The sequence below is a fragment of the Pseudomonas ficuserectae genome (assembly GCF_024584585.1).
Lineage (GTDB): Bacteria > Pseudomonadota > Gammaproteobacteria > Pseudomonadales > Pseudomonadaceae > Aquipseudomonas > Aquipseudomonas amygdali.
The window spans coordinates 2,977,482-2,989,614 of record NZ_CP085684.1; the positions used below are offsets into that span (position 1 = coordinate 2,977,482).

The 12,133-nt window shown below is 52.2% G+C and carries 10 protein-coding genes and 2 pseudogenes; 7 read left to right on the top strand and 5 right to left on the bottom strand.

Going from position 1 to position 12,133, the window contains the following annotated elements; translation table 11 throughout:
* The first annotated feature begins 5 nt into the window (after positions 1 to 5).
* From LJU29_RS13050 to LJU29_RS13060, 3 genes are all read left to right on the top strand, one after another.
* The gene (locus tag LJU29_RS13050; protein WP_054078471.1) at positions 6 to 218 is read left to right on the top strand and encodes a hypothetical protein; all 213 of its coding nucleotides are present in this window, start codon (positions 6 to 8) and stop codon (positions 216 to 218) included.
* A 213-nt stretch (positions 219 to 431) separates the two neighbouring features.
* The gene (locus LJU29_RS13055) at positions 432 to 644 is read left to right on the top strand and encodes a hypothetical protein (protein WP_054078471.1); all 213 of its coding nucleotides are present in this window, start codon (positions 432 to 434) and stop codon (positions 642 to 644) included.
* An 84-nt stretch (positions 645 to 728) separates the two neighbouring features.
* Positions 729 to 911: a hypothetical protein gene (locus LJU29_RS13060; protein WP_122320852.1), complete on the top strand. Its 183-nt coding sequence runs from the start codon at positions 729 to 731 to the stop codon at positions 909 to 911.
* A gap of 176 nt (positions 912 to 1,087) precedes the next feature.
* On the opposite strand, the gene LJU29_RS13065 is transcribed toward LJU29_RS13060, so the two are convergent.
* From LJU29_RS13065 to LJU29_RS13075, 3 genes are all read right to left on the bottom strand, one after another.
* Positions 1,088 to 1,345: a hypothetical protein gene (locus LJU29_RS13065; protein WP_257112616.1), complete on the bottom strand. Its 258-nt coding sequence runs from the start codon at positions 1,343 to 1,345 to the stop codon at positions 1,088 to 1,090.
* 662 nt (positions 1,346 to 2,007) lie between these two features.
* On the bottom strand, positions 2,008 to 2,988 hold the full coding sequence (locus LJU29_RS13070) for an IS5-like element ISPsy2 family transposase (RefSeq protein ID WP_054078085.1): 981 nt from the start codon (positions 2,986 to 2,988) through the stop codon (positions 2,008 to 2,010).
* A 466-nt stretch (positions 2,989 to 3,454) separates the two neighbouring features.
* On the bottom strand, positions 3,455 to 3,976 hold the full coding sequence (locus LJU29_RS13075; RefSeq protein ID WP_257112617.1) for a hypothetical protein: 522 nt from the start codon (positions 3,974 to 3,976) through the stop codon (positions 3,455 to 3,457).
* 352 nt (positions 3,977 to 4,328) lie between these two features.
* On the opposite strand from LJU29_RS13075, the pseudogene LJU29_RS13080 reads away from it, so the two are divergent.
* A pseudogene (locus tag LJU29_RS13080) lies at positions 4,329 to 4,636 on the top strand (transposase); the annotation flags it as partial.
* A gap of 84 nt (positions 4,637 to 4,720) precedes the next feature.
* Positions 4,721 to 5,701 carry an IS5-like element ISPsy2 family transposase gene (locus LJU29_RS13085; protein WP_054078085.1) on the top strand — a complete coding sequence of 327 codons (981 nt, stop codon included), beginning with the start codon at positions 4,721 to 4,723 and terminating at the stop codon, positions 5,699 to 5,701.
* A 404-nt stretch (positions 5,702 to 6,105) separates the two neighbouring features.
* Here the strand turns inward: LJU29_RS13085 and LJU29_RS13090 are convergent.
* Together LJU29_RS13090 and LJU29_RS13095 are read right to left on the bottom strand one after the other, a co-directional pair.
* Positions 6,106 to 8,480 (bottom strand): annotated as a pseudogene (locus tag LJU29_RS13090) (TonB-dependent receptor plug domain-containing protein).
* Between the two features lie 287 nt (positions 8,481 to 8,767).
* A complete protein-coding gene (locus LJU29_RS13095; protein ID WP_257112724.1) occupies positions 8,768 to 10,117 on the bottom strand; it encodes an endonuclease NucS domain-containing protein in 1,350 nt (449 codons plus the stop codon).
* 406 nt (positions 10,118 to 10,523) lie between these two features.
* Here LJU29_RS13095 and ehuB point away from each other — a divergent pair, with 406 nt between their 5' ends.
* Both ehuB and ehuC read left to right on the top strand, forming a co-directional pair.
* Positions 10,524 to 11,396, top strand: a complete 873-nt coding sequence (gene ehuB / locus LJU29_RS13100; RefSeq protein WP_257112618.1) for an ectoine/hydroxyectoine ABC transporter substrate-binding protein EhuB — start codon at positions 10,524 to 10,526, stop codon at positions 11,394 to 11,396.
* Positions 11,397 to 11,453: 57 nt separating this feature from the next.
* Positions 11,454 to 12,131: an ectoine/hydroxyectoine ABC transporter permease subunit EhuC gene (gene ehuC, locus LJU29_RS13105; protein WP_003383635.1), complete on the top strand. Its 678-nt coding sequence runs from the start codon at positions 11,454 to 11,456 to the stop codon at positions 12,129 to 12,131.
* The last annotated feature ends 2 nt before the right edge of the window (positions 12,132 to 12,133 follow it).

A 12,133-nucleotide genomic window follows, 5' to 3' on the forward strand; every position in this document is an offset into this window, starting at 1 on the left:
GACGAATGGACGAAGAAATGAAAAAACAGATGCAGCTCCGAATAACTACACAGGAGCAAGAGTTGCTTAGGAAAAAATCTATAGAAATCAACAAGATGCTTTTAAAACAAGGGCATTCACCTATGGAAGACCCAAAGCTACTACATAAAATACTAGAGAAATCAATACCTTACGCAAGGGTTGGGGAATCAGGTGAAATCCTAATCGACCCTGAGTGAGGTCAGAAATTGCAGAGGTCCGCAGTAAAGTGGGGGTGTAACCAAGGGAAGGTCATGATCATGTTCTTGAGACACCGTGAGCCAGTCGTAAAATTTCATAAGCCATCCGTTGACATGTCGACAAGTCGATATGGGACAAAATGTAACCTTGTCGACAAATCGATGTCAAGATATGTCGACAGATTAGCAGTAGCCTTGAGAGGAGACCGACGAATGGACGAAGAAATGAAAAAACAGATGCAGCTCCGAATAACTACACAGGAGCAAGAGTTGCTTAGGAAAAAATCTATAGAAATCAACAAGATGCTTTTAAAACAAGGGCATTCACCTATGGAAGACCCAAAGCTACTACATAAAATACTAGAGAAATCAATACCTTACGCAAGGGTTGGGGAATCAGGTGAAATCCTAATCGACCCTGAGTGAGGTCAGAAATTGCAGAGGTCCGCAGTAAAGTGGGGGTGTAACAGCACCCCCACCCGCTAGGCTCGAAAACAACAGGGACAGAAAATGCGCGCAGAACGCGATCAGGACGACACGGTACGCACTCAGAAGAGGCCTGAGCGTCGTCTGGCATACGAAATAGCAATTGGCATCATCATTGGCGGCATGACGCTGGCAACGATACAGGCGCTGATAGCGATGGTTGCCTGGCAGATCTACCTTCATGACTTGAAAGTGATTCTGAGATAGCCAGGTGCTGCAAGAAACGACCTCCGGGACCCGACAACCGACTGCGCTGTGCGTAATGGGTCCGTTGCGGTAAAGCCTAGTAATCAGTGAAGGGGTGGTGAAGCGAAGGAACGGTACCAAATCCGTTCCTGGGCAACGACCTCGAGTCGCCGATCGGCAAACTCAGTGGTACCAAATCAATCAAGCAGATCAAGCTGGCCGGTTTTCTCGAGAAGAAGCGCGGCGGCAGATCGTGCGCCTTCGATAACGCGATTAGCCCTTGCAAGATCAGAAGTCAGCGACTCGATGAGGATGCGCTGATCATCAATTTTGATACGCAGGTGCTGGTACCGATCAGCAGCATGAACAAATGCTTTAGATGCAGTCGTTGTGCCGGTCTGAGACTTGAGGGCTTCAACGAATTCGGGGTCAGCGTCGAGGATTTTTACTAACATTGGTACCACTCCAGTGAGCCAGGTGAGGTACCTGGGCGAGTTAATGGTACCAAAACCACTCGATAGAGCAAGTGCTTTGGTACCAAATTCGATGCCGGCTCAGGATCCTGGGCGAACAAAATGGTACCGCCACGCATAATTGACGTTATGGGTAAATCGATCGCCGGGGGCTGCGCAATGGTCCCGACGATCGATTCTGGCCGTTGGCCGCAAGTACCATAACGTCCACACATTATGCGTACCTCTGGACGCATAGTGGCGGTGGAACTGACGAGTTTTTTAAGCATGCGCGTTCTGGTCCCCACCTGCGGGCCCTCGGCGAGGACCGGCACGCGACTCACGCAATCAATCTAAAACTTCAAGAATAGTCAAATTGCCGATGTCAGAATAATAACGGTCATCGCAAGAATCATCCTGGAGCAAAAGGCGAGTCTCAATTCCGTGCTCAGGGCTTCCAAGAGATACAGCAAGGACAGTACAAACGGTAATCGAGGATTCGTAGGCGTAGGAACCAAAGGAAGGTCTGAAGTAGCCGGATGTTTTCCGGCTACCGAGTCCTCAGCACTTTTCAAAAAACGATGCATGTCGAAATTTGCTCAATTATCTTCGCTTTTTAGCTCTTTCGGCCGCTGCAAAGCCTTTTGCGGTAACCATTTCCTGCATTACACGCGCACCTCTCCTGCGCTCGCCAACAAATGTCGGCGGGCCATCCACAGGTTTGACAGGGCGAACAACGTCACCATCTGCGCGGTGTTCTTGGCCAAGCCCCGAAAGCGCACTTTTTCATAGCCAAACTGGCGTTTGATGACCCGAAACGGATGCTCGACCTTGGCGCGAACCTGGGCCTTGGCCTTCTCGATTTTGCGGATCGCCTTGTACAAAATACTGCGTTTTCCATGCTTTTTGTAAGTGCTGCGGCGGGCGGCAATCTGCCAAATGACCTTGCGCCCAGCGTGTTCTTCGCGCTTCTCGACCCCGGTGTAACCTGCGTCGGCGCAGACTACGTTTTCCTCGCCGTGCAGCAGTTTGGCAACCTGCGTGACGTCTGCCACATTGGCCGCTGTTACTACCACGCTGTGCACCAGGCCTGACTCGTCGTCGGCGCCGATGTGAGCCTTGGCGCCGAAATAGTACTGGTTACCTTTCTTGGTTTGATGCATCTCAGGATCGCGTTTGCCATCCTTGTTCTTGGTCGAACTGGGCGCGTGAATCAGCGTGGCATCGACGATGGTGCCTTGACGCAACGACAAGCCACGGTCGCCCAGATAACCATTAATTACGCCGAGAATCCCGGTCGCCAACTCGTGCTTTTCCAGCAGACGACGGAAGTTGAGAATGGTGGTTTCGTCTGGAATTCGCTCCAGGCTCAGGCCTGAAAACTGACGCAGGATGGTCGTCTCATACAGCGCTTCTTCCATCGCCGGATCGCTGTAGCCGAACCAGTTCTGCATCAGATGAACACGCAGCATCGCCATCAGTGGGTAGGCGGGCCGGCCACCTTCTCCTTTTGGATAATAGGGCTCAATCAGGGCAATCAAACCTTTCCAGGGCACCACCTGATCCATCTCGATCAGGAACAATTCCTTACGGGTCTGCTTGCGCTTGCCGGCATACTCGGCGTCGGCGAAGGTCATCTGTTTCATCATCGAAAAGCTCGGCGACTGGTGTCCGGAGATTTTGCCAAATTAGGAAGTCTTTTTCAGAGTTTCCCAAACGCAATCCTCATTTTTTGCTAGGTAGGGTTTGTGGCGCGGATACAATGGATTTTGCGGAGGGGTCGAAATCGTATCAGCGCCAATACTGCCCGATCAATACGCTCCTTGATTACGGATGCATCACCGCCGTAGCACAAGTTCATCAGATCAGATCAGAGCGGTCGCGTATACTGGCCCTTGCCGCCCATAATTTAAAATCAGGAACAGCAAAAATCATTAACTAGAAGTATTAAATCGGCTTTAGATATTTCTTCCTCATCCTCCCTATTGCGTATTAACAAATATTTATCATGCTCAGGGGAAAGCATTTCAATTACTGCACCCATCCAATTTGCAACCTCAATAAAACCGTTACTGATCCCATTAAGATTATTGATTTCATTGAAAAGCGCGTTTAATCGAAAAAAACTCCATCCTCAACTACCCCGGCACCCGTTTTAGGATTGTCAAAGTACACACGAATTTTCGGATGTTTATCTCTCTCCCAGTCGAGTGTAGGATTGTAATGCAGACGCAGCCCTCTAAACTCTTCAGGACTTTCATTCCCTGAAAACTCACACCTGAAGATTGGCAAGCATAAGAATAAACACCTACGATCAATACTGTCAGTACCTTTTAAATACCCATGATATTCAGACGGAACTGCGATACCATGAGTAAAACCGTTAAAATCTTTTTTAAGTTTGTAAATGGTAGGTTTATCTAAAGCCAAGCCAGAAGGTGCAGAATCAATAGTTTCAATAGCAAACGAGTCATTTTTTAAATTTTCAGAAACGACAAGCAAATCTTGAACGCTCGACGACTGCAACCAATAATTGTATGTATATGTCCGCATTTTATCCTGAAAGAAAAATACATCAGAGCGAACCCTGTTTACATCAACAAACTCTTCAAGCAAATCATCTTCCGTAATCACGACATATCCCCCACTAGTTATAATCCGGCCCTACATCCTGCCTGTACCTAACACCGCTCGCGGACATTACACCGCCTTGCCTACTGTTCTCAACTTTTAGCTTTAAACTAAGCTCTTTGGTATTGTTATAAAAGTCGTTCCTCGCCGCCCTAGTCGAATTGTAACCTTGCTCATTCCAATGCTCAACAACTGGTTTGACATTCAAGTTGTCAAACGATACGCAGTTTGAGGAGAAATTCTGGGATGTGATCGGGCTTTATCTGGCTCCATCGGACAAGGCTTGCGTCAGCAACAGCAACAGCAACAGCAACAGCAACAGCAACAGCAACAGCAACAGCAACAGCAACAGCAACAGCAACAGCATCAAGAGTGACTGGCGTTTCTCAAGAAGATCAATAAAGAAACGCCCAAGCACCTCCAGCTCCATCTGATCGCCGATAACTACGCCACCCACAAGCATGCCGCAGTGCAAGCTTGGCTGACGAATCATCCACGTTTTCATATTCATTTCACACCAACCTCAGCTCCTGGATGGAAATGGTTGAGCGCTTCTTTCGAGACATCACCGTGTACTTGCGCGACGGCAGCTTTGCCTCCGTGGCCGAGTTGGAACGCTCCATCACAACGTTCATGGCGTTACGCAATGCTCAGCCGACCCAGTAAGTTTGGAACGCTAAGGAAACTCTGAAAAAGACTTCCTAATTTGGCAAAATCTCCGGACACCAGTCGCCGAGCTTTTCGATGATGAAACAGATGACCTTCGCCGACGCCGAGTATGCCGGCAAGCGCAAGCAGACCCGTAAGGAATTGTTCCTGATCGAGATGGATCAGGTGGTGCCCTGGAAAGGTTTGATTGCCCTGATTGAGCCCTATTATCCAAAAGGAGAAGGTGGCCGGCCCGCCTACCCACTGATGGCGATGCTGCGTGTTCATCTGATGCAGAACTGGTTCGGCTACAGCGATCCGGCGATGGAAGAAGCGCTGTATGAGACGACCATCCTGCGTCAGTTTTCAGGCCTGAGCCTGGAGCGAATTCCAGACGAAACCACCATTCTCAACTTCCGTCGTCTGCTGGAAAAGCACGAGTTGGCGACCGGGATTCTCGGCGTAATTAATGGTTATCTGGGCGACCGTGGCTTGTCGTTGCGTCAAGGCACCATCGTCGATGCCACGCTGATTCACGCGCCCAGTTCGACCAAGAACAAGGATGGCAAACGCGATCCTGAGATGCATCAAACCAAGAAAGGTAACCAGTACTATTTCGGCGCCAAGGCTCACATCGGCGCCGACGACGAGTCAGGCCTGGTGCACAGCGTGGTAGTAACAGCGGCCAATGTGGCAGACGTCACGCAGGTTGCCAAACTGCTGCACGGCGAGGAAAACGTAGTCTGCGCCGACGCAGGTTACACCGGGGTCGAGAAGCGCGAAGAACACGCTGGGCGCAAGGTCATTTGGCAGATTGCCGCCCGCCGCAGCACTTACAAAAAGCATGGAAAACGCAGTATTTTGTACAAGGCGATCCGCAAAATCGAGAAGGCCAAGGCCCAGGTTCGCGCCAAGGTCGAGCATCCGTTTCGGGTCATCAAACGCCAGTTTGGCTATGAAAAAGTGCGCTTTCGGGGCTTGGCCAAGAACACCGCGCAGATGGTGACGTTGTTCGCCCTGTCAAACCTGTGGATGGCCCGCCGACATTTGTTGGCGAGCGCAGGAGAGGTGCGCGTGTAATGCAGGAAATGGTTACCGCAAAAGGCTTTGCAGCGGCCGAAAGAGCTAAAAAGCGAAGATAATTGAGCAAATTTCGACATGCATCGTTTTTTGAAAAGTGCTGAGGACTCGGTAGCCGGAAAACATCCGGCTACTTCAGACCTTCCCTAACCGAGGATTTCAGACAGCGCCGGGGAGCAAAAGTGCCAGTAGCATTTCAAAAATGTAGTGCCCAGATAATTTTGATTTTGCTTATGGCCTGCTCTCGTTTCAGCATTACCCAGCAACGCTACTGTCGCCGAAACGAGACGGGGCATAAGTCGCATGTGGTGACCGAAGCAGCACCCCCGGCCAGAGCGCACACTATGGCGCAGGGTGTTGAAGCGGATGGAATGCAAAAGCACCGTTGATTGATGCCCACACCCTCAAAAACCGTAAGTAGCCCGTGCATAGTAATACGCACCGTTGGTGTCGATTGGTGACAGCACGTCGTACGACAGATTACCGCCATAATTGATTTGCGAGTTGGAACGCTCCGGATAGCGATCCGTTAGGTTATTGCCGCCCACCGCGATGTCGAATGTCGGCGTGAATGTGTACTGCACCTCAGCGTCCAGCTGCCATACCGCGTTGTACGTCTGCTCTGGCTGGGAGTCGCCAAAATCGAACACGCGGGTGGTCTTGCCTGTCGTGTCAGTCGCCCGAGCAAGCCCCAGTGCTGGCTGGCCCAGTTGGCAGAAAACATCAGGCGGTCACGGGGTGCTGCGTCGGTCAATGTGTTGCGCTCTTCAACACCGACCAGTGCGTCGTCACCAATGCCCAGTGCACTGAGTTGCGAAGACGTGCCTTTGGTCTTGGTGACTTTGGTGTGGTTCCAGGTGTAGGCCGAGGTCAGGCCCAGTTGCCCGTCGAGCCAAGGCTGGTGATAGTTGAGCACCAGCTCGGCACCGTCAGTGCGGGTATCGGCAGCGTTGGTAAAGAAGTTCACATCGTGGACCCCGGCGACCCCGAGGTTGTTATTGATATATTGCTCCAGCGCATCGCTGCCGATGCGCTGAGAGAGGGTGATGCGATCCTTGACGTCGATGCGGAACACATCCAGTGACGCATCGAAGCGCTCGCTCAATTGCGCGGTGAGGCCGAGGCTGAAGTTTTTCGAGGTTTCCGGCTTCAGGTCTTCGGCACCCAGCGCCCGGGCAATCGGATCATTGACTGATAACACACGAATATCGGTCAGCGTGCCGCCGGTGCCGAAGTTGCTGGTGGCGTGCTGAAAACCGACCTGCGCCAATGACGGTGCCCGGAAATTGTTGGATATGGCGCCGCGCAACGCCAGTTGTTCAGTCCGGCCGCTGAGTTTACCGGTCAGTGTGCTGCCGGCATCGTCATAATGCTCCCAGCGCGTGGCGGCATCGACGAGCAGGCGGTCGGTCAGGTCGCCGGACAGTTCGGCGTAGGAGCCCAACACATTGCGGTCCAGGTCCACCTCTTCGCTCGGTCGCAGGCCGTTGGCACCATCGGCCCCGGTGCCAAAGTAGGAATCTGCATCACCGGCGTAGGTCAGGTAATTTTCGTAACGGTATTCACCGCCCAGCGCCAACCCGAAGGAGCGTGAACCCAGACGCAGCTCGCGGCTTGAATCAAGGTTGGCGGTGGTCTGGCGCAATTCGTAATCACCGGTATCAAAACGCGTAGGCGAATCCGCCCCCAGGGCAACGTTGAGGGTGCGTTCGTTGGCGGACTCAAAGCGGTTGCGGCCGTGGGTGATGCTGCTGTCGTAATCCCAGTCTTCTCCGATCAGCCCCTTGAAACCCGCTGTGGCCGACAGGTCAGTGTTATCGCCCAGCGATTGCGGCAGGTAGCCGTTGGGTTAGAACTGCGGTTGATCCGTAGGGTAGCGATAGAACTCGGTGCCGGTGGTATGCCGCTGGTTGTACGTATCGAATGAATACGCCTTGCCGTTACCCAGTGGCACTTCGCCATTGAACCAGAGATTGACGTCGCGCGCTACACCGTCGCCCATCACATAGTTGCGCTGCCCCGGAGTGTCGGCAAATCCGTCGAAACCGGCGCGGTTGGTCGGGTTACGGTCCTTGTATTCGGTACCACCAAGGATGAACCCGCCCTCTTCACCCAGCCGTGTACCGATCTTCGCCGTGGTCAGGCTGTTCTGGCCATCGGTAGTGGTTTTGCCGATAGCCTTCTGCCGGGTGTGGTAGGCGCCATAGGTGGAGGAGACTTCGCCGCCTTGCGGGGCGTCGTCGAGGATGATGTTGATGACCCCGGCAATCGCGTCGGAACCATACTGTGCACCGGCTCCGTCGCGCAGCACTTCAATGCGCTTGATCGCACTGATCGGGATTGAGTTGAAATCCACCGGCGCGGTGCCACGGCCGATTTTCGACGAATCATTGACCAGGGCCGAGATGTGACGGCGCTTGCCATTGACCAGCACCAGCACTTGATCCGGGCTCATGCCGCGCAGTTGCGCCGCACGCACATGGTCGGCGCCTCCGGAGTTGGACTGACGGGGAAAGCTGAAAGATGGCAGCAAGGTCTGCAACGCCTGACCAAGCTCGCCATTGTTGGCACCGGCAGACTTCAGGTCATCGGCGGTCAGCACGTCCACCGGGACCGGCGAGTCCAGTACCGTGCGCGCTTTGCCACGGGTTCCGGTGACCGTTACCGCACCCAGACGCGTGTCATCGGCACTGTCGGAAGTTTCCTCTGCCTGCGCAGAAAGTTGCGTCAACGCCGACACTACAGCGACGGCCAGTAATGAACGTGAACGATAATACATGCAGCGCTCCTTTAAATCGCAGGCAACACCTGTCCGTGCCGGCATTAAAGCCGGCAAGACACCCTGCTGTAGTTATATGTTTATATCGGCAAACCCACTATTGCTCCGCCAACAGCAACTGTTTGAAGATCAACAATGTTCGAACTTTCTTTCCACTCCTTGCGCTGACTGAACATCTTTCGATTCAGGCTCACGAAGTGACAGCGCGCAATTATTTGGCGAGCGGAATCCACGGTGCATTGGCAAAATCATTGGCGTCCGCGAATCCCGGTAGTTTCTGCGCAAGATCACGCACGTTCGTCGATGGCTCCAGGGTTTGATATCTTTAGCATTATAGAAGCTAAATCTAGCTGATCACACAACTGCTCGTCACATTCAAATTGCTCACCAAAATGGTGCCGCGTGAAATAGCTTATCGTAGAATAGCAGCTGGCATCTATCCACGCCTCCGCATCGATATTTACGTTGTGGCCCAACCAAACCATAGCTCCCATATATTGCACCACCTCAGTTGAAGTAGACATTATCATATTAAAACGAGGCATATAACCACTCTCGCCTTTACCCATAAAATTAGACAAGCTGTAAACAATACCTGCAAGATTATAGATACTCACAGATGCAGTTACATCTTCTGAGGACTTCTCCATATCTGCCAGTAACTTTTCAAAAATAAGCGACCACGCTGCATTTCCAAGTAGAACCCGCGCTGCATCTTCCTTAAATTTATCCCAACTGAGCTTATATTTGGGCGATGACGTATGAACAAAATAGTGATTAGCTCCGCCCTCCACCTTTTTGAATTCGTTCAGCAAGATCTCATCTGAAACCAGATCTCTGTTTTCAGCATATCTGCCTGTCCGTTCAGCGACGGAGATGAGCCACCCAGCTTCCAGCATCGCCGCAATTTTCTCCGGATAACCTATTTCACAGCTATCACTTCTGACGTCAATATTATCCATGAGAGCGCACAAGAAATTCTCATCCAGATCATCCAGATCATCATTCCAAGACTCAGATTTTTTTATCTCAGCTAACTGCGCGGGTTCAGCCTCATTTAGTGGTGAGGAGAACCCAAAATATAGCCCATGCCTGTATATAACTCTGTCGTTATTGCCTGCATAGTCAACCAAAAAAACTATGAAATCCTCCAAAGAAGATTTTTGGGCAGCCTGAATCACACCAGGAAGCGCCAAGTCTCTATTTTTTAAATCGGTAAAGAAAAATATACTTTGCTGCCGACTTATGCATAGAGGCTTGCTTGAAATAGAAGGCACAATAGGCTCGACATTAGACACCCTGCCATTCGCATCAGCCGTTATCAAAAAACCCTCGGAGGGAACCTCGCAGACACGGCAGTATTCCTGAAAGGGAACCCTGAGTTCATGCCATGTTGTCGACAATAGAATTGTGCGGATGTTCTCTCGCCGAATTCCCTTTGTTGACCTAAGCAGCGCAGCACGCGCAACCTGGTCACTTCGTTTTATTTCAATAACCACATAGTGCCCAAGCTTATCTTTAGCTAAAATATCGATGGAACCTCCAGCCCCGTGTGAATTTTCGAGCGGAAATTCTTTTTTTATCAGCATTAAACCTTTTTCTATAAGCTCTAAATTATCAGAAAGATAATCTCTAATTTTGCTTTAAAGCTTGTTCATTCTCTGCCATACCTCTTCGATTAAATAACAAAATCACTTGATCAAGTAGCTTATCTTATTATAGAAAATGGGAAATCAGCCCCCCATAATAGCTTATAGCCACAAATCTGTACCCATTGATGCCCACCATCGCTACCTGGGTTGTCTAAGCGGCCTGCAGAGAGCACAGAATATGTCTCGATTTATTGAAAATTCGTGACGAGAGGCATATGGATATTCCTTATTGATATTTAGATTTATTTTTTAATAGCTATAAAGTTTCGCGCTATGCAAAAAAGCATGCCCACGCAAGAAACAGGCAAAATGACGAGATTGAGTGCACTTGATCGACACGATCTGGTCGCCTCAACAAGACGCCCCTTCCTCCTTATCTCGAGCACTTGTAATGAAAGGCATCAACCCCCTGTCGTTCCCAGCCCTGATGGGTTCAGCGCTGTTGCTGAATGCCGTCATTTCGTTTCCCGCCCTGGCCGGGCTGTTGGAAAAAGGTCGCAGCGACGGTCTGACCGCTGGCATCGCCAACGAACAGCCCTATGCCTACATCGGCACCGATGGCAAAGCCACCGGGGCCAACGTCGAGATACTGCGGGCGATTCTCGAACCGCTGGGCATCAAGCAGATCGAGACGCCTATCACTGACTTCGGTTCGCTGGTGCCGGGTCTGGCAGCAGGTCGTTTCGACTTGATCGGTGCAGGCCTGTTCATCAATCCGAATCGCTGCAAGGTCATCGCGTTCTCCAACCCGGTGACGCGATCCGGCGGTGCGTTCATTGTCAAAACCGGCAACCCGCTGAACCTGCACAGCCTCAAGGACGTCGCCAGCAACGCCAAGGTGCGCCTGGCCACTCAACCTGGCAGCAATCAGGTTCAGGAAGCCAAAGACAGCGGTATCGCCAACGGCAACGTTGTGTTGTTCGACAAGGACACCGAGGCATTGGCCGCCTTGCAGGCGGGTCGCGTGGACGTGGTGTATTTCCCGGATGCCGAAGTCATCAGTCTGATCAAGAAAGCCAACAGTCCGGACATCGAGCGCGCCTTGCCTTTCGAGCAGATTCCGGACGCCAGTGGCAAACCGGGCTGGAATTACCACGCCTACGGCCTGCCAAAAAACGATCCGGCCTTCGAACAGGCTTTCAACGAACAACTGGCCAAACTCCGGGCGTCGGGCGAGCTGCTGAAAATCCTGCAGAAGTACGGCTACACCGAAAACGAACTGGCTGACCCGGCCATCACCGCAGCCCAACGCTGCAACCCATGATCTGCCCCGCCCCGCAAGGGCGCGCAGTAAACGGCCCTGACCCACACGAGTACGGCCATGCCTGTTGATGCTGCAACACTGGAAACCGCAGGTTTCATTGCCAGACAACTGGCCCACGGCGCCTGGATCACCCTGCAGATCACTGTGCTTGCCGAACTGCTGGTGCTGGTGCTCTCGTTTGTAATCGCCCTGATGCGCCTGTCGCCATTCAGGGCGTTACGCTGGTTCGCCACGGTGTATGTCGAGGTGCTGCGTGGCATCTCGGCATTGGTGCTGCTGTTTTATCTGTTCTTCATTCTGCCGCTGTTCGGCATCCGCCTGTCCCCCATGACCACGGGTGTGCTGGGGCTGGGCCTGACGTTTTCGGCGTATGGCGCGGAAATCATTCGCTCGGCACTGATCAACGTCAGCCAGGGTCAACGTGACGCTGTGCGTGCGCTGGATTTCGGGCCGATAAGCGCGTTTCGGCGAATAATTCTGCCGCAGGCCCTGCCGTTCATGATCCCGCCGATGGGCAACCAATTGGTCGAGCTACTGAAAACCACCTCACTGGTTTCCCTCATTACCCTCACCGACCTGACCTTTACCGGCAGTCAATTGATCACCACGCTGGGCCAGCAAACGCTGATCTGGAGCATCGTGCTGGTCTGCTACTTCGTGATGGCCTGGCCGTTGAGCTGGCTGGTCAAGCGTTATGAGCAGCATGCCACCGCGTGGCGCACGGCCAGGGGATGAAC